The sequence below is a fragment of the Bacillus sp. Medicinal_06 genome (genome assembly GCF_056711665.1).
Map to the genome: position 1 here is coordinate 511,374 of NZ_JBWYHD010000003.1, position 19,261 is coordinate 530,634.

17 protein-coding genes and 1 other annotated feature are annotated in these 19,261 nt (G+C 35.2%); of the genes, 2 read left to right on the top strand and 15 right to left on the bottom strand.

Annotation, left to right across the window (positions count from 1 at the left end; all coding sequences use genetic code 11):
- Positions 1 to 5: 5 nt before the first annotated feature.
- From AC1M36_RS09720 to AC1M36_RS09750, 7 genes are all read right to left on the bottom strand, one after another.
- Positions 6 to 827, bottom strand: a complete 822-nt coding sequence (locus tag AC1M36_RS09720; protein ID WP_336453552.1) for a peptidoglycan-N-acetylglucosamine deacetylase — start codon at positions 825 to 827, stop codon at positions 6 to 8.
- 171 nt (positions 828 to 998) lie between these two features.
- Positions 999 to 1,997: an LCP family protein gene (locus AC1M36_RS09725; RefSeq protein WP_336453553.1), complete on the bottom strand. Its 999-nt coding sequence runs from the start codon at positions 1,995 to 1,997 to the stop codon at positions 999 to 1,001.
- 278 nt (positions 1,998 to 2,275) lie between these two features.
- Positions 2,276 to 4,585: a glycoside hydrolase gene (locus AC1M36_RS09730; protein WP_479845800.1), complete on the bottom strand. Its 2,310-nt coding sequence runs from the start codon at positions 4,583 to 4,585 to the stop codon at positions 2,276 to 2,278.
- A 166-nt stretch (positions 4,586 to 4,751) separates the two neighbouring features.
- The gene (thrB, locus tag AC1M36_RS09735) at positions 4,752 to 5,657 is read right to left on the bottom strand and encodes a homoserine kinase (RefSeq protein ID WP_336453555.1); all 906 of its coding nucleotides are present in this window, start codon (positions 5,655 to 5,657) and stop codon (positions 4,752 to 4,754) included.
- Positions 5,654 to 6,712: a threonine synthase gene (gene thrC, locus AC1M36_RS09740; RefSeq protein WP_336453556.1), complete on the bottom strand. Its 1,059-nt coding sequence runs from the start codon at positions 6,710 to 6,712 to the stop codon at positions 5,654 to 5,656. Before thrC ends, thrB begins: the two co-directional genes overlap by 4 nt.
- On the bottom strand, positions 6,705 to 8,000 hold the full coding sequence (locus tag AC1M36_RS09745; protein ID WP_336453557.1) for a homoserine dehydrogenase: 1,296 nt from the start codon (positions 7,998 to 8,000) through the stop codon (positions 6,705 to 6,707). The genes thrC and AC1M36_RS09745 overlap by 8 nt, the downstream gene beginning before the upstream one ends.
- Positions 8,001 to 8,506: 506 nt before the next feature.
- Positions 8,507 to 8,740, bottom strand: a binding site (T-box leader).
- A gap of 325 nt (positions 8,741 to 9,065) precedes the next feature.
- Positions 9,066 to 9,704 carry a pyridoxamine 5'-phosphate oxidase family protein gene (locus AC1M36_RS09750; RefSeq protein ID WP_336453558.1) on the bottom strand — a complete coding sequence of 213 codons (639 nt, stop codon included), beginning with the start codon at positions 9,702 to 9,704 and terminating at the stop codon, positions 9,066 to 9,068.
- An 85-nt stretch (positions 9,705 to 9,789) separates the two neighbouring features.
- On the opposite strand from AC1M36_RS09750, the gene AC1M36_RS09755 reads away from it, so the two are divergent.
- Positions 9,790 to 10,395 carry an NUDIX hydrolase gene (locus AC1M36_RS09755; protein WP_336453559.1) on the top strand — a complete coding sequence of 202 codons (606 nt, stop codon included), beginning with the start codon at positions 9,790 to 9,792 and terminating at the stop codon, positions 10,393 to 10,395.
- A gap of 162 nt (positions 10,396 to 10,557) precedes the next feature.
- Here the strand turns inward: AC1M36_RS09755 and AC1M36_RS09760 are convergent, their stop codons facing one another.
- The 5 genes from AC1M36_RS09760 to AC1M36_RS09780 form a co-directional block, all read right to left on the bottom strand.
- On the bottom strand, positions 10,558 to 10,899 hold the full coding sequence (locus tag AC1M36_RS09760) for an SdpI family protein (RefSeq protein ID WP_336453560.1): 342 nt from the start codon (positions 10,897 to 10,899) through the stop codon (positions 10,558 to 10,560).
- A gap of 175 nt (positions 10,900 to 11,074) precedes the next feature.
- On the bottom strand, positions 11,075 to 11,920 hold the full coding sequence (locus AC1M36_RS09765) for a peptidoglycan-N-acetylglucosamine deacetylase (protein WP_336453561.1): 846 nt from the start codon (positions 11,918 to 11,920) through the stop codon (positions 11,075 to 11,077).
- 121 nt (positions 11,921 to 12,041) lie between these two features.
- Positions 12,042 to 12,914 (bottom strand): aminoglycoside 6-adenylyltransferase, encoded by an 873-nt coding sequence (locus AC1M36_RS09770; protein WP_336453562.1) that lies wholly within the window; start codon positions 12,912 to 12,914, stop codon positions 12,042 to 12,044.
- Between the two features lie 161 nt (positions 12,915 to 13,075).
- Entirely contained in the window at positions 13,076 to 13,747 is a 672-nt protein-coding gene (locus AC1M36_RS09775; RefSeq protein WP_336453563.1) for an O-methyltransferase, read from the bottom strand.
- Positions 13,748 to 13,868: 121 nt separating this feature from the next.
- On the bottom strand, positions 13,869 to 14,588 hold the full coding sequence (locus tag AC1M36_RS09780) for a 3-ketoacyl-ACP reductase (protein ID WP_336453564.1): 720 nt from the start codon (positions 14,586 to 14,588) through the stop codon (positions 13,869 to 13,871).
- Between the two features lie 212 nt (positions 14,589 to 14,800).
- Between AC1M36_RS09780 and AC1M36_RS09785 the strand changes: the two genes are divergently transcribed.
- Positions 14,801 to 15,364 (top strand): hypothetical protein, encoded by a 564-nt coding sequence (locus AC1M36_RS09785; protein ID WP_336453565.1) that lies wholly within the window; start codon positions 14,801 to 14,803, stop codon positions 15,362 to 15,364.
- Between the two features lie 66 nt (positions 15,365 to 15,430).
- Here AC1M36_RS09785 and AC1M36_RS09790 read toward each other — a convergent pair whose 3' ends face one another.
- The 3 genes from AC1M36_RS09790 to AC1M36_RS09800 all read right to left on the bottom strand — a co-directional run bounded on the left by AC1M36_RS09790 (position 15,431) and on the right by AC1M36_RS09800 (position 19,176).
- Positions 15,431 to 16,504: a sensor histidine kinase gene (locus tag AC1M36_RS09790; RefSeq protein ID WP_336453620.1), complete on the bottom strand. Its 1,074-nt coding sequence runs from the start codon at positions 16,502 to 16,504 to the stop codon at positions 15,431 to 15,433.
- On the bottom strand, positions 16,486 to 17,163 hold the full coding sequence (hitR, locus tag AC1M36_RS09795) for an envelope stress response regulator transcription factor HitR (RefSeq protein WP_336453566.1): 678 nt from the start codon (positions 17,161 to 17,163) through the stop codon (positions 16,486 to 16,488). The genes AC1M36_RS09790 and hitR overlap by 19 nt, the downstream gene beginning before the upstream one ends.
- A gap of 255 nt (positions 17,164 to 17,418) precedes the next feature.
- A complete protein-coding gene (locus AC1M36_RS09800) occupies positions 17,419 to 19,176 on the bottom strand; it encodes an ABC transporter ATP-binding protein (RefSeq protein ID WP_336453567.1) in 1,758 nt (585 codons plus the stop codon).
- Positions 19,177 to 19,261 lie beyond the last annotated feature (85 nt).

A 19,261-nucleotide genomic window follows, 5' to 3' on the forward strand; every position in this document is an offset into this window, starting at 1 on the left:
CTATGTTACATACGTTTATCATGCCAAAAATTCAATGGGAAGTGATCCCCTTCATGATACGCTTCAAACTCATAACCTTTTTCTTTTAACCCTTTTATAATTGCTGGTACTGCTGCAACAGATTGCGGATGAATATCATGCATTAAGATAACTTCTTTAGGATTCGTTGCACCTGTCAGTACATTTTGAACAATTTTTGCTGAAGCAGCATCAACAGGCATTTTATTGTATTTCCAATCTAAAGAGTCAATCGTCCAATCCCAAACTTTAAAGCCACCTTCTACTACTTTATTACGAAGCGCTTCATTTAAACCAGGCATAGAACCGTATGGAGGACGTGTTAATTTCGGAGATTCTCCAATAATATTTGCTATTAATCCTTGATCCTCTTTCATCTCATTCACATACTCGCCACTTGTATACAATTTTTTAAAATCATGTGTCATACTATGCATACCTACATAATGACCTTCTGCTTTCTCACGTTTTACTAAATCTGAAAACTGTTTTACATTTGCACCAATTAAGAAAAATGTTGCTTTCGCATCATTTTGTTTTAATATATCTAGCAGTTCAGCCGTATATTTCCCTGGCCCATCATCAAATGTAAGATACGCCACTTTTCTCACTTGACCATTAAATTGAGTTGGTACTGTTTTATTCATCTCCACTTGTGGCTGCTCGCTTGTAAGTTGTACTGCATTCACTTGATTTGCTACTGCTCTAGCTGGTGACGTAATGGATTGAAACATAAAATACCCAACTGCGATTGCAATAATAGCCACGATTGTAACTATTATGCTTTTTACATTAAATACATTCCCCATTCTATGAAATTCCTTTCTTTCTATTATTCTTATATAAGTCTTCCATGCATAGCATATATATCTATTTTATTATATATGTAAACATTTTTAAATAACTACAATGGTATTTTAATCTATTTAATACATATATTACGAATCAAAAAAGGTTGGCTAGGCGCCAACCTTTTACAATTAGTTTCGAACCGCTTTTGGCGTAATACCTAGATGTTCATTCAACTTTTTAGAGATATCTTGCACATTTTTTTCATTTGGAATGTAGTAATAAATCCCACCCATACGTTTATCCGTACCTTCTACTTGAATTTTCTCCATTTGCAAATCAGTTCCGGCCATATTTCTTGTAATGGACAGCATATCATCAAATGTTAAGTTTGTTTTCATATTGCGATCAACTGCATCTAACAGAGAACCTAATTTACTAATCGATTGAACAGACATTGCTTTTTTCGCAATCGCTTCAATAACAAGCTGTTGTCTTTGACCACGCATTGCATCGCTATCAATCTTACGTGTTCTCGCCAACGCTAGAGCTTGCTCTCCATTTAGATGTTGATAACCTTTTTCTAAATGAATCATACCTGCTTGGTCTTTACTATCTTGTTCTGTGAATGTAACTGGTACATCAATATCAATGCCACCAAGTGAATCTACAATTTTCACGAAAGAATCAAAGTTAAATTTCACATAGTAGTCCACTGGAACATTTAAAAATCTTTCTACTGTGTTCCGTGTACTTTCAACTCCGCCGAATACGTGGGCATGTGTAATCTTATCCTGTTTCTTTTTTGATGGAATATACACGCGTGAATCACGCGGAATACTTACTAATTTTACTGATTTATCATCTTTATTAATTGTCGCTAATAGTAGTGCATCCGTACGAACAGCTTCTCCATATTGCCCTTTTCGAATATCACTTCCATCAACACCCATAATTAAAACCGAAATATTATCTTTTAACGGTTCAACCTCTTTATCACGTTTAGTCGATTTTTCGATTTGTGCATATGCATCACTTACAACCGCTTTTGCTTTATTATATAACAACGAACCATATCCTACTCCTCCAAAGATGAGCAGTAAAAATGGAATCAAAATGAACCATTTCACAGATTTTCTTTTAGAACGTTTCTTTTTACTTCTTGTGTTTTGTTCTAGTTCAGAGCCCATGTTTATTCTCCTCTCTTTCTCTTTTCCTAGTATACTCCATGTTTATCAATCTTCATATTGAATTTCATTTCATTCACCTTACATTTTTGTAAGGTTTCGTTGTAAAGAAGTAAAATCAATATGTATTTCATTTCACATTATACTCTCGTGTTTTATTTTAACAAGATGTCAAATAACATTTTCAAAAAATTTACAATTACGTTTTCAACACCTGTCCAAAAAGACCGCCAGTTAGAACTTTCATTACATAACGAGCGGAATTTTTCTACATTTATATTTTACTTTTCATTCACTTCAGGTTTATAAATCATTTTCTTACCTTCATCAAAAATAACAGCCGATTTTGCTGGTACTTTTGTATCTTCTGTTTTCACATCTTGATCAGAGAAGTTTACAATTACTTTTATGTCCTTTCCATAGGAAGCTGTTTGCACAAGCTTGTCTTTTGAAAGATATGCAAAGTTCGTCATCTCTTCTTTTACTGCTTTTTTATGGAATGCTTCCCATATTTTTAAATGATGCGTAATTTTATTTTTATGCTTCTTCCATTCGACTTCATCTAAGTGATATAAAGGCGGAACGTTATATAATAGTTCATATAACATACGATTTCCGACTTCATCTTTTACCTTCAAGCTACCCCATTCCCAATGATGAGTTGTAATGACAGAGTCATTGTACACTAATTTATATAAAGGTAGTGAATACATGGGATTTAAATATACTTGCTTATATTCTTCTTTCACTGGTACTTGTTTTGCGTACTTTTCTGGAACGTTTTGATTGGGTGACCAGTAACCTCCAACATAATATGTGCTTGTCTTATTCTTTCTCATATCCTCATCGGCCCATTTAATAACAGGCGTTTCAATACCATGTGCAAAAGCAATCACTTGACTCGCAAAATCATTTCCACCTTCAGAACCAACGACCATGCCTTTTTCTTTCGCAATATAATCCATCCGTGCTAAACGTGCTTTTAAATCTTCTTCTTGTGTTGTGATATGTTTTGGAGAATAATCGTCGTAAATTTCCCCTGTGGCATCACAATCAATAAACCATGAATTAAATGAGGTACCATTATTTAATATACCATTGACACGTTCTTTCACACTAGGTAAGGATAATGTCGGATTTAATTTACGACCTCTCCCTAAAAACCCTTGTATTTTCTCACCATTTTTTTTTGCAACTGTTGCATCTTCAAATAGTGAAGGGTCTTTAAAAGAAGCTGTATTCCAATTTTTATCGCCTTTTTCATGAATCGAATGATAAGAATCATATGGACCAACTAAGTATCCCATTTTCTCAGCTTGCTTCACAAATTCTGGTTGAATGAATCCTTGCTCCCAATTTGGCAGTCCAATCCACGCATGATCAATACCAGCTTCATTCATCTCTTTTAAAACATCCGTACCATCTGCACTCCCCCATTTCTCAACATCCTCAACTGCGTCACCAAGTGCCGATTTTAATAAATGTTTATTTAAGCTATATAATTCCGTTTCAGTTAAGTGATCTACGCCTTTTTTCAATAATCGATTTGTTTCATCATCAATTTTTGGAAAAATATCTTCTTTATAAAACTCCTTCATCCCTAACACTTCATTTATATAACGCAAAACAACATTTTTTTGATACTTATCAATAAAATCCTGCTTATGAATTTGATCAAATACATGTAATTCGCCAGGCTCTTTACTATATTTTTGAATTAGTTCTTTTATCCATCCAAATATAGGACTATTGATTTGTTGTCTTAATTTTGGCCAATCTACATTACTTTGGGCTAAAGCATTTTGATTCCAAAAATAAAAATGCGCTGCGCCGTATAATTTTTCAACCTCTTTATTTTGTTTTGCTTTCTCTTGTAATGTTTTAAATTCACCTTTCTCTACAATATTCTTCTTATATAATTTCGCAATATTTACTGCATCATTATCCGTCACATACACTTGAAAACCGTACGATTTATTTTTGTTGATATTCGGAAATTCATGAGTAAAATCAAATCCAATTTTCGGATCAGAATGGAATTTCACTTCGTTATTAAACATATTGTTTGCAACAAATACCGTGGAATATTTCGAACCATTTAACGCAAAGAATTTCATTGAAAATGACTCCGCAAATGAATATGTTTCATCCTTTAAAAATCCCTTCCAATTCTCATCATTGCTCGGAATATATTTCCCTTCCCATAAAGGAAGTGTATAATTCTCAGCTTGTACTTTTGGCCAAGTAAAGCTTTCTGCACCCGTAGATTTAATCTCAATATTTACATGATCTTTTTTCTTTTCTAAATTCACTTTCATCTTCTGATCTGGATATTCCCACGATGTGTGTGTACCATCCTTTTTCAATTTTGATACTTTCATTTTCGGCAAAGGCTGTGATACTTGTTCCTTCACCCCATCATGCTCCACTGTTAAAGCAAACGTTTCTGGATTCACCTCATACGTAAAATCTTTATATGTTACTTTTTTTGTTTTGAATTCGTGTGAAACATTTTTTTGTTTCCAATCGCATCCAGTCAAAGCCGTAATTGTCATTGTTGTAAGAAGACATAGTATCATCATTTTTTTCATCTTCTGCACCTCCACCACTGAATATACAGGTGGTTTGTTACAGGAATGTGGCAATACGAAATGATAAAGAAATCATTATAAAAAGCTCCAATATTCCAATGAGCATAGCAAAAGGGTACAGACTTAATCTTTTTAGATTAAGTCTGTACCCTTTTGTTTTCGTACTTTATTTTCTTACTGATAAACCTGCGCTTTCCTCTCTTTTCACAACCGTTCCTTCATGATCAATTTCTAACTGACAAGCTTGCATAGCCGGAAATACTTTTGCTAATTGCACCGCAATTTCCTGACGTTTTTCATACGGGGTCAGAATAAAAACCGCTGGTCCAGCACCGCTAAGCGCAGTTCCATATGCTCCAATTTTTTTTGCATACTGGCGGATTTCTGGTAATAAGGGAATAAGCTGTGAACGATATGGTTCATGAAACAGATCCCTTTCCATCATTTCACCAACAATTTCCCATTTCTTTTGGCATAACGCTGCCACTAATACGTTACTTACCGCGCTAGCACGAACTGCATCATGAAAGTGAAATGTCTCTGGTAATACAGAACGACTTTTATTTGTATTTAATTCTTCATCAGGAATAAGAGAGATTACCCCTAATTCTTTACTCTCTATTCTAACAACAGATACATGCCCCCCATCCATCGCCCCAATAACAGTACCTCCTAAAATAGAAGCAGCTACATTATCAGGGTGTCCCTCAAAATTCGTAGCGAGGTGAATTTTTTCGTCTGTTGTTAAATGTAATTCCCCAAGTTGATTTGCAAGTTCTATTCCCGCTACAATGGCTGATGCACTACTTCCTAACCCTCGCGCGAGCGGAATATTACTAGTAGCTTCTATTGTATGTGGAGATAAAGAAGGACATACTTTAAGTGCCGTACTTACAATTAAATTTCTTTCATCACTGGGAATTGAAGAATCAAATGAATGTGCAACATACCAATGAGTTGACTTTTCTTTCACAGCTACTTCCAAATATAATGATAACGCTATTCCAACAGAGTCAAAACCAGGCCCTACATTTGCTGTACTAGCTGGAACACGAACTTTAAATGGAATCACGAAACAATCACTCCTTTAATATGTTCTTTTATTTGTTCCATATCATTTGAAACACTTGCAATTTCCAAATGATTAGAAGCAATAGCAATGTCAGGGTCTTTTAAACCATTTCCTGTTAACACAGCAACAACTGTCTCTCCCTTTTGAATTTTCCCTGCTTGAACATGTTTGATTACACCCGCCAGAGAAGCATTTGACCCTGGTTCTGCAAAAACTCCCTCTGTTTTCGCTAACAATCGATAAGCATGTAAGATTTCTTCATCTGTCACCATATCAATCTCACCATTTGATTGTTCCGCTGCTTCTACAGCGTAGGACCAGCTTGCTGGATTACCAATGCGAATCGCAGTTGCGACTGTTTCTGGTGAATCAATGACATGACCTTTAACAATTGCAGCTGCTCCTTCTGCTTCAAAACCATGAATTTTTGGCTTTTTAAATCCCTTCTCTTTTTCATACTCACAGAAACCTTTCCAATACGCCGTAATATTCCCAGCATTTCCAACTGGAATAGCAAGAACATCTGGTGCTTTTTGCAACTGATCACAAATTTCAAACGCAGCTGTTTTTTGACCTTCAATTCGATATGGATTCACCGAGTTTACTAATGTAATCGGCTCTTCTGCCGCAATTTGGCGTACAGCTCGAAGCGCATCATCAAAGTTTCCTTCTATCGAAATAATCTCTGCTCCATATGCGATTGCTTGTGCTAACTTTCCATGAGCAATTTTCCCTTCTGGTATAACAATAATGCACTTCATCCCAAGGCGAGCAGCATATGCCGCTGCCGATGCGGATGTATTGCCTGTTGAAGCACAAATGATTGCTTGTGACCCTTCTTCTTTTGCTTTCGCTACGGCCATTACCATTCCTCTATCTTTAAAAGATCCTGTTGGATTAGCACCTTCATATTTCCCATATAAATGAATCCCTAATTCTTTAGAAATATTCAGAAGTGGAATAAGTGGTGTATTTCCTTCCATTAAGCTTACATCTGGTGTATGATCATTCACTGGTAAATAAGAAGCATATTGCTTTAATAATCCTTTATACATATTGTTTCTCCTCCTCAATAGCGTAATAACTCTTTATTTCATTCGCTACACTCTCTATTGATGCTAAAACTTTTTCAAACTGATATTTTGAAGTTTGATGCGTCACAATCACAATTTCCGCCAGCTCTTGATTGAATGGCAATTGTATAATTTCTTCTAAGCTAATCAACCCATTAACGAAACATTCTGTTATTTTTTGAAACATTCCTGGTTCATCTCGCAATAAGATACGTAAAAAGTATTTCGAAACAACTTCTTCATCCCGTTTTAATTTATAAGGCACTGACTTTTTTAGCACATCTTGACTTTTCATTACTTGATTCATATTTTTAACGATTGAAATAATATCACTCACTACAGCAGATCCTGTTGGTAATTTTCCAGCCCCTGGCCCATAAAACATAACTTCCCCAACAGCATGACCGTGTACATATACAGCGTTAAATTCGTTGTTCACATTAGATAGTGGATGATGGCTCGGTAATAAAGTAGGCGCTACGCTTAAGTTAATAGCCGAACCTTGCTTCTCCGCTTTCCCAACCAGTTTCATAGTATAACCTAGTTTCCTAGCCATTTCTAAATCTTCTTTTTCGACATTTCGAATCCCTCGAACACGTACATCATCTAAAGAAACATTCATCGAAAATCCTAAATTTGCAAGAATAGCCACTTTTCGCGCAGCATCTAGTCCATCTACATCTGCTGACGGATCTGATTCTGCAAACCCTAGCTTTTGTGCTTCTTGCAACGCTTGTTCATATGACCAACCATTTTGACTCATTTTTGTTAATATATAATTTGTTGTACCATTTACAATTCCCATAATTTTTTCAATATGATCAGAAGCTAAGCCATCTACTAATCCTCTTAAAATTGGAATCCCTCCAGCTACACTTGCTTCATAATACAACTGACAGCCATTTTCATTTGCTAACTTTAATAATTCATTACCATATACAGCCATTAAATCTTTGTTTGCAGTTACGACATGTTTTTTATTGCGTAACGCTCTTACAATAGCCTGTTTTGCTTCTAGAATTCCGCCCATCACTTCTACTACGATATCAATATTAGAGTCTTCTAAAATTTCATTTGCATCATTTGTTATCAGGATTCCATCAATTGAAACATCACGTTCTTTTTCCACATCACGTACTGCCACGGCCTTTACCTTCACTTCATATCCTGTATCAAGGCTAATTTTCTCCTTGTGATCTTCCAAAATATGAACGACACCGCTCCCTACAGTTCCAAGCCCTAATACTCCAACGTGTACTACATTCTTCATTTTTAAATCTCCTCCTATTTTTCAAAATACTGGATGATTAACTTCTTCCTATTTGCGCAGTCAATGGTGGTTCTCGTTCGGACCAATTGTTTCACTCCAACTGCACCTCCTTTCAATTCAGCAATACATAAAAAAAAAAAAAAAAAACACTCATCCCTATAAAAGGGACGAGTGTGCTTTCGTGGTTCCACCCTTGTTCCAATCCAAATATACTTCTATTTTGAATTGCTCAAGTTCAGATAACGGCTGAGACCGCCAATAATTACTAGATTACTCGTTCACTACCAGAGTTCAAAGGTGGTAAGATTATTTCTCGTGTTAGGAAGCTCGCAGCCTATGGCTTCCCTCTCTGCAAACCGTGAAAATGACCTCGTGTCCTTATCATTACTTTTCGTTCGGTTCTATTTGTTAATTCATTATACGTACATATTACAAAAAAGCAAGAAAAGTTTTTATTTTTTTAATTTTTAAATATTTATTCTATAAAAAAAACACACTCTCCCTATAAAAGGGACGAATGTGCTTTCGTGGTTCCACCCTTGTTCCAATCCAAATATACTTCCATTTTGAATTGCTCAAGTTCAGATAACGGCTGAGACCGCCAATAATTACTAGATTACTCGTTCACTACCAGAGTTCAAAGGTGGTAAGATTATTTTTTGTGTTAGGAAGCTCACAGCCTATGGCCTCCCTCTCTGCAAACCGTAAAAATAATCTCGTGTCCTTATCATTACTTTTTCGTTCATGGCTACTTGTTAAATTATTATAATTACGATAATTCAAAAAAGCAAGCCTATTTTCAAAGAAATATTCCTTTTACTTTTCGTATAGCTTTTATCCTAAAACATGATTAACGTTACATTTTATATCTTAAAATAACAATTTCACTCATACAGAAACCTATAAACTCTTCATCAAAAAATGCGGAGTTAAGATAACAAACACTTATAAATCTTTTTTATTAACCTTTACTACATACTGGCTACCATTGAAGCAAATATCTTTCTAGTTTTTATATATTCATTATATTTATATACTTCCTCAAACCATACACAATACAATTTTTTAATATAACCTTTTCGTATAACTTTCTTCTAACGATCGTGCCACTTCTTCTTCATTTACATTCACTTTGGCATGATCAACAAGTATTTTTGCCGCTGATGGTAATGCTTTTTTTTCTAACCAAGAATCTGGATTCCATAATTCAGAACGTATAAATGCTTTTGCACAATGAATAAAACATTCTTCTACTTCCACAACAATTCCCAATAGCGGACTGCGACCATTTACTTGCATCTTCTCTAAAATCTCTTCATCGTTTGTAATAGCTGCACGCCCATTTATTCGTAATGATTCTCCAAGCCCTGGAATAAGAAAGATAAGCCCCACCTTTGGGTTAGATAAAATATTAAGAATCGAATCTACTCGGCGATTCCCCGGCCTTTCTGGAATTACAATTTGATTTTCATTTAAAACATGTACAAATCCAGGTGCATCTCCTCTTGGCGAAGCATCACAATACCCAAACTTATCTGAAGTAGACATTACAAGAAACGGAGATTTAGATAGAAAATCACGACAATGATGATCAAGAGATGGAATCACTTTCTTCACCGCACGCTCACTTGGATACCCTAAAATAAGACGTAATTCTTCTTCCGTTGAAATGAAAGAGTTGATTTTTGTTTCCTCCAGTCCCATTCAATATACCCCCTTGATTTTTCTTTATTTTCCCAAAATTACATACAATTATTGTATACTAAACTATATAGAAAGGGGAATATAAATGACAGAATGGTTAACGATATTTGATGCAGAAGGAAACAAAATTGGAAAAAAACTACGTGATGATGTACATCGTGACGGTGATTGGCACGAAACATTCCATTGCTGGTTTGTGGAAAAAGAAAATGAAGACATGTTGTTATACTTCCAATTACGAGCTAAAAACAAGAAAGATTTCCCAGGAAAATGGGATATTACATCTGCTGGACATATTATGGATGGTGAAGATGCACGAATAGGTGGTCTTCGTGAAGTAGAAGAGGAATTAGGCCTCTCCTTTCAAGCTACTGATTTAGAATACAAAGGCATTTTTAAAATCAATCATGAAATCCCGCACTTCATTGATCGTGAAATGTGTCATATGTATTTTCACGCTGTTACAAAATCACTTCCGTTTGCACCAGGTGATGAAGTTGAAGATGTAATGAAAGTAAATGCGGCTTCTTTCTTACAACTGTTAAAAGGGGCAATTTCCTCTACAACAGGTATTCCAGTTGTAAACAAAAACGCTAAACCTATTACAATAACATTTGAAGATATCTATCCATATGAACTCGAATATTATGAATTTGTTGTGGAAAAAGGACAAGCTATGCTAAAAAAATAGTTTTTTAAAGTTTGCATCATCAAGGATTGGTAAAGTGAAACTTTAATCAGCCCTCACCAGTCGGGTTTGTACGAGCAGTTGATTCCCCCCTAACTTCTTTGCTTTTGCTGAACTTTGAGGTGGGATTCTTACTGCCCGTTAATGCGGGGCAAATACAATTCATTATTCCTCTAGTGTCTTTAATTTCTTCTCTACCTTTACAAACATACGAATGATTAATATAATCATAAGACTTAAGATCACAATCGTTGTATGCGTATATTTAAATAGCAATCCAATTGCGCTCCCTACTAAAATCATAAAAACACCATTTTGTTTCATAACTTCAGCACTATATCGATTTCCAGCATTCCATAGATCTTTATTTTTCATTGAACGCTTTGTTCGATACCCGTATACTGCGTTAATATCTGTTGGTGGATTTTTTTGCAATATGAGTGCAGTTAGTATAAATATAATACCGATTAACATGCTCATCCCTATATTTACAAGTGCATATGTCATCTTATCCTCCCTCTCACATCCACACACCTATTTTTCAATACACATCTTTATTATACAATAAAAATTAATCACAACCTATATTTTCCATAACAAAAAAATACACCACTCTTGTTTAAATGATGTACAAACTGAATACAGTATTTTATGTCCATTCCCCAACCTCATTGTTTTATATTTACTTTCTCTGTTTCGACGTTTGAAACATGCTAGGAAGCGTCACAAATCGTGATCCTTTTGCTTTCAGTTGAGGAATAATTCGATCTAATGAGTCTACGGATCCTTGCAAGTTCGCTCCTGGGGTAGAGTGTTGTAATATAACACTTCCCGGAAACGCATTTCCTAATACAGTATTTGTAATCTGCTCTGCACTTACACCTTTCCAATCAACTGTATCTACACTCCACTGTACAATCATAAAGTTTTGCTCTGTCGCCCATCCCAACTGTTTTTCAAGTATTTCACCATAAGGTGGACGTATAAACTTTGGCGCATACCCCACCAACCTCTTCAATGTCTCTTCTGTTTTTACAATTTGATTCCGGTATTCTTCATCACTCACTTTAGCTAAATTGGGATGATTGTACGAATGATTCCCAATAATATGACCCTCATTCGCAATTCGCTTTACTACATTAGGATACCTTTCTGCATTTTCACCTAGAAGAAAAAAAGTACCTTTCACACCATAACTTTTTAGCTTATCTAATATTTGCGGGGTAAATACAAGATCTGGCCCATCATCAAATGTAAGAGCAACCTCAGCTTTATTAAATGGTCCTGAAAACGCATAAGCATATTTTTCAACCCATGAAAACGGAGTCCAAGAGCCTCGAACCTCCTCCTCACTTTGCACTTCGTTACCTAAATCAACATTTGATAAATTATGAATCGAACTAGGATAATTTTGATAATAAAAAGGATCTGAATACGGTATATAAGAATACGGAGTATAAAAAGGAATATTACGTTCTAGATTCCACTGAAAAGGACTAAACATTTCGGATGGATAAAAATAGTACATGATAAAAACCTCCCTTATATTTTATATGTCGTTCATTCGAATTTTGTTAGAAAGGTCCATATTCACAAACAGAAATAAGACCGTCCCACCTTTGGAACGATCTTACTTCCCTTCTATCTACTTAATAAATTTCTTGACTATCTCTCGGTAAAGACTTCACATGCTCTAAATAGTTTGTCACTCTATCATCATCAGTTTGTGGATATTTGTAACTAAAATAGCTAGCAATCCCGATTGCAGTTTCTCTAAATAAATTCCCCATTATAAAGACAGACTTCCAAATGTTTTCATACTCCGCATTTGAAAAAGTCTCCACATATTGTTTCCACACGTCCTGCTCAAGGTATTTTTCAAAATACTTCCCAAACTTTCCAGCGCTTACTGTAAAATTTGTCTTCATCCCAATATGCCACTCTAGCATCTGCACCAGCATATCTCGCACAGGACCTTCAAGCATCTCTTTTACATAAGGTAGTTCTTCTCTCCACAGCCCCTTAGCAACATTGGTACTACACCACCAAAACTCATTACAGCAATCTGTAAATTCTTTTTCACTTAGCCTAGTTATAAGATAATCTGAATCACTTGCTGGTGGGAACGGTTCAATACAGCTATCTTTATCCAGAAGAAGTACACTTAAGCTATCTCTATCAAGAAGTTCCTTTACTAATTCTACTGGAATTAAAGTCAAATCGATTCGATTCCCGTCTATAAACTGCATCAAATAAGGAAATCTTCCATCCTCTTCGGGTGGAATTAAAGTGCTTTCTTCTGGCATTTGTACAATCATTCTTTCTCCAAATTTATTAATCCAGCTGTGATCAGATGTGAATAACCTTATACCTTTCACCACATATATAATATCGTAATCTTGAAAACAATCTTTCTTCACATTTGGATTCACACGAGAGCCATTCATAATAACTGCACGAATCCGTTCATCTTCTCTCGCTGTATTTAATATTAAATCCATCATTTCTTTTTCGCTTCTCATATTTTTATAACCTCCAAATTTTATTATTCCACTGTACTCTATTCGTTTCGGAGGAGCACGAGAAGGATTTCCTGTATTCCATACACGTTATAACATATCAAATAGTTTCTTCATTTTTTCTCCTCCTAGTCTACTAGATCTATAGCCCCATTTAAATTTTATCACTCTGTTACAAGCGCCATTACAAATCCATCATATCCTTTACTCCCTACTGTTTGAATTGCTGTGGCAGTAACACGTGGTTCATTAGCTATTAACTCATAAAAACGACGTATTCCTTGCACGCGCGGGTCATCACTTGAAGCATTAATCACTTCCCCTTCGCGCACTACATTATCCCCTATTATTAAGCTACCAGGCTTTGACAGTTTAAGAGCCCATTCAAAATATGCAGGATTGTTTTGTTTATCTGCATCAATAAAAATAAAATCAAATGGTTCATGGTTTTCATTAGCTATTTGTTGTAACGAGTCTACTGCCATCCCTGTTCGTACATGAACCACATCACTCAATTTAGCTTTTTCAAAATTAGCACGAGCAATTTCAGCGTGCTTTTCACTTGTCTCAAGCGTAATAAGACGACCACCTGTTGGTAAAGCTCTTGCAAGCCATATTGTACTATACCCTCCTAATGTTCCAATCTCTAAAATATTTTGTACTCCATGAATTTGCACTAACAATTGCAAGAACTTTCCTTGAGCTATCGAAACATCATGTGCTGGTAGATCAGCTTTAGCATTCGCTTGAAGTACCTCATTCAAAATAGGATCAGTTGGCACAAGCAAGTCCGTAATATAATCATCGAAAACCTTCCATTTATCGATATGATTCATGCCAATACCATTCCCTTCTAATTATGTAAGATAACCCTTCAATATCATTATAGACGAAAAATTCAGACTGAAAAATAAATAAAAAAGATTTGGCCCTAAGCCAAATCTTTTTTATTTATTTTTACGGATTAGTAGACCAAAGTCCAGCCGATTTAATAAATGTACGTTTATTTAATTTCAGCTGGGCTACGATAAACTCTGCAATATCTTCTGCTTGCATAACTCTATCTGGATTACCATCTGTTAATCCTAGATCTACTGCCATATCCGTCGCAACTGTACTCGGTGTTAAAGCCGTTACACGAATGTTATGTTTACGTACTTCCATCGCTAACGATTCTGTTAAACCAAGAACACCAAATTTAGAAGCACTGTATGCACTTGTTACTGGTGCACCTTTTTGTCCTGCCGTAGATGAGATGTTAATGATGTCACCAGACTGTTGTTCAATCATACTTGGTAATGCTGCGCGAGTTGCATAGTATACACCCATTAAGTTGACCTGGATAATTTTTTCCCAATCAGCAACATCTAGTTCTAAAAATTTACCAAACTTAGAAATACCCGCATTATTAATTAAAATATCAATAGAACCTAATCCACTTTTTAATGTTTCAATAGCAGTAGTCACTTCTTCATATGAAGATACATCCGCAGTAGCAATTACAGCATTGACACCTTCTGCCTCCACTTCTTTCGCAACTGCTTTTAAGTTCTCTTCAGAGCGCGCTAAAAGACCAACATTTACGCCTTCTTTTGCTAAAGCAATCGCTACAGCACGACCAATTCCTCTTCCCGCTCCTGTAATTAATGCATTTTTCCCTTGTAATAATTCTGCCAAATATAACACTCCTCAATGATTCTAAATTGCTTTTTCCTATCATGAATTCTATCTGCATCTAATTTAAAATGCAATTATGCACTTTTATGTGCGTAGGTTACTTATAAGTAACTATTGTGTTCAATGTACGATTCACAAATTACATATGTAACCAGTTTTAGATAACGTATCCTTCTTATTTTTAATATATAATCAACTTATAAATAGGAGGGATGAAAATGAGGAGAAAAAAACGATTAGGAGGAATTATACTAGCTGGATTGATCATAGTTATATTAGGATTATACTCTTGGTACGGAAATCCTATAAACTATAAAAAAATTGAAAATGATACATATCATTATCTTCAAACTAATAAAGGATACAAAAAAGAACATATAAAAAGTATAATGGGATCTTACGCACATGTAGTATTTACGGATGAACCTTATTTTACATATGTTTATCAATATGATACTAACAAGAAAATAATACAGGAAAACGGGATTTTAGGAAGGCATACTGAACTATTTGAAAACAAAAATCTAAACTGGAGCCTCTTTGATCAATTAACAACAGGTATTCACAAAAACTTAGCAAAAAGAGGTCTAAAAAAAGATAAAGATTATTCCATACGTCATGTTCAATTCATTGATGTGGATGATGATAAAAATGGAGCAGAAGCCTTTGTAGATTTTAAGAAAGATAAAGAATCCCATTATGTATATCGCATCAACAGCGAAGGACTAGCTTATCAACATAGGTGTGAATATGGGAAATGTTCTTTTAAAGAATAAATCTTTTATAAATAGGACATGCCCTATTTATAAAAGATTGTTTTCCCTAGATTTAACCATCATTGTTTAATTTATAAATTTACTATCAGGGATTGAGATGATAAACTCAGTTCCATTTCCAACCACACTTGCTACCTGTATTTTCCCCCGATGAAGATCAATCACTTTCTTCACAATTGCCAATCCTAAACCACTGCCTCCATACGCACGATTTCGTGATGAATCAGCTTTATAAAAGCGTTCAAAAATATGCTCTCTTTGTTCTTCTGAAATTCCAATTCCTGTATCACGAATATGAACTTCAGCCTGTTCGTCATTTTGTATTAATTGAATTGTAATTGCTCCGCCATTTGGAGTAAATTTTATACTATTGTGAAGTAAGTTTATCCATACTTGGCTCATACTTTCTTCATCTGCAGTGATATACATTTTCTCTAAAGATAATTCTAGCTCAATTTCCTTTTCACTCCACAATGGCTCACAATTTAGCACAATTTGTTTTAATTGTTGATCTAATCGATATGTTACTCGCTCTGGTACATACTCTTCAGATTCTAACAATGTTAATTTAAGCAAATTATGGCTAAGCTTAGATAGTCTTGTTGTCTCTGTTTCAATAATAGTAAGATAATGTTTTCTCTTTTCATCTGGTAAGTAATCATCTTGGAGTGCGCGCGCAAACCCTTTAATCGATGTTAACGGTGATTGAATTTCATGCGAAACATTAGATACAAATTCTTGTCTCATTCTTTCCATTACATTCAATTCATCCGCCATTTCATTAATACTTTTCACAAGAACACCTATTTCTCCATCATACTGCTCTTCATTCCTTATTTTTACGGAAAAATCACCTTTTGTAATTTTCTGTATCGGCTCAATAATGGACCAAACCATTGCTTCTCGCTTTGGTCTCATCAAAATACCAATTAACATACTAATAAGAACAACAAATAAAAATCCAAGTATATCACTAATAAGAAACGTGACAAAAGGTGATACTTCGATTTTAAGAACACGTAACACATTCGACGATACAAAAAATGCAATTGACCACATAGCAATGAGAGTGGAAAACACTCCTACAATACTCCCCGTTACCTTCCAAAACTTTCGCCTGCTCATTTCCTTACCTCTAATCGATAACCTAGCCCTCGAATTGTCTTTATTGTAAAACCTGATTGTTCTTCCTGAAACTTCTCACGTAAACGATTAATATGAACATCTAATGTCCGTTCATTCCCTTCAAAATCATAACCCCACACTTCTTCAATCAATTGTTCCCTTGAACATGTTCTACCTACTTTTGAGCCTATCATAAACAATAGCTCGAATTCTTTTAAAGGTAATGTTATCGCTTTTTCTCCGATGGTAACTTCAAATGTTTTATGATTTAACAACACATTTCCGACTTGAATAGACTGTGACACAGTGATCTGATATCGCTTCAGTAACGCTTTTACTCGTACAACTAATTCTAATGGATCAAAAGGTTTTACGAGATAATCATCCGTCCCCAACTGGAACCCTTTCACCTTTTGCGAAGTTTCTCCTTTTGCTGTAAGCATTAGAAGAGGGATGTCGTAATATTTTCTTAATTCATAGCATAGTTCCCAGCCATCCATATTTGGCATCATGATATCGAGTATAACCATATCCATTTTCACTTCTTCTATTTTCCGGAGAGCATCCATCCCATCAATCGCCTCGTATGTTTGAAAACCTTCTCGCTCCAAAAACACAGAAACTAACTCTCTAATGTGTGGATCATCATCTACTACTAAAATTCTCGGCATCAAATCATCACCTCTCCTCTTTCATCATGCCAGTTATAATGATGAATAAGCAGTGAAGTTAAAAAAAATCTCCACTGCTTCAAAATCCAATACTACAATCGTTTTATCCCGCTATTTGCGGGCAGTAAGAACTCCACCTCAAGATTCAGAGAGAAACGAGGGAGATAGGTGGGGGATCCACTGCCCGTAAAAGCCTGATTGGTGAGGTCTGATAATCAGTTGGGTATGAAGAAAACCCCCACTGATTAAAGTTTCACTTTATAGCGCTCCCTCTTTAATTTTCAATTGCTGCGTTGCAAATTCTCGGTACATATCATGAGAACGTAACAATTCATCGTGAGAGCCACTTCCTGTAATTTTTCCTTTTTCAATAAAGATAATTTTGTCTGCATCTACAACAGTAGAAAGTCGGTGTGCAATCACTAAAGTTGTTCTGCCTTTCATTAGGTTATTTAACGCTTTTTGAACAACAGATTCCGATTTACTATCAAGACTGGACGTCGCTTCATCTAACATTAAAATTTGAGGATTTCGGAGCAACGCACGAGCAATTGCAATGCGTTGTCTTTGGCCCCCAGATAATTTCACACCACGTTCGCCAACTTCTGTATCGTATCCTTTCGGTAAATCATCAATAAATGCATCAACATAAGCCATCGCTGCCACTCGTTTTATTTCTTCTTCACTTACTTCCCCTTCTACCCCATAACAAATATTATCTCGGATTGTTCCATCAATTAACGGGCTATCTTGTGATACATATCCAATTTGACGTCGCCATGATTGTAATGAGTATGTTGAAATAGGGTCTTTTCCTAACTTTATTACACCACTCTTTGGTTCATAAAAGCGTTCTAATAAAGAAAATAAGGTTGTTTTCCCACTACCACTAGGTCCTACTATGGCAGTTACTTTTCCTGATTCAATTGTAAAATGAATATTTTGTAGTACCTTTTCTTCTTCGTTATACTCAAAATCTACATTTTCAATCAAAATAGATTGCTTTGCATTCGTTACCTGAATACCATCTATATGATTTTCAACTTCATATTCTAAAATAGTATGAATACGTTCTGTTGCACCAATTGCCTTTTGGAATTGTGTAAAAAACATAGAAAGTTGACTCATTGGCATAACAATTTGCACTAAATATAGAATAAATGCCACAAGTTCCCCAGTTGTTAATGCACCACTAGAAACACGCATTCCGCCGTATCCTACAATAATAACAAGTAGCGCCATTAAAACAAATGACATAACTGGCGTAATGAGAGCCTGAACTTTTCCTTCTTTCAAACCAAATTGTAATAACTTCTGAATTCCTTTGTTACCATTTTCATATTCTCTAGATTCTGTATTTGAAGATTTCACCAAGCGTATTTCTGATAACACTTGGTTTAACACACTCGTAAAAGAAGCTGTCTCATCTTGCAACGTTTTAGAAATTTTATACATCATTCTTCCAAGGGGCACTAAAATCAATACAGATAACGGAATAACAGTTAATAGTAGAACTGTCATTTTCCAATCTAAAACAAATAATACAATTAACGATCCAACAATAGAAATACCACCCGTTAATAAGCTAGACAGGTGCTCTGATATTAACGTTCTTACAACACCTGTATCGTTTGTCATGCGACTAATTGTGTCACCCGTTTTGTTTTGATCATAGTAAGAAACCGGTAAAATCAAAACTTTTTTCCATAGTCGTTCTCTAATTCCTGCTACAATTTTTTGCCCAATATAATTGAGTAAATAAATGGATAATCCTGACGCGATTGTTTGAACAACAAAAAATGTAACTAAGCCAACAATTTGCATTGTACTGATTGAGGAAATCGAAAAATTATCAACTAATCCTTTTGTAAGTATTGGAATAAACAAACTTGCCCCTGTTGACAACAAACTCATTACTAATGCAAATATAAGAATACTGTTCGGAGGATTTGTATCTTGAATAAGCCGTAAAAACTTCCTCCAACTTCCCTTTTTCTTCTCTGTATTTTGTTCCATTTCTGGTCATCTCCTTATTTCAAACCAAGCGGTTATTTCTAAAACTAGAATACGGTATGAATGTAAACTGAATGTAAACGGTCCA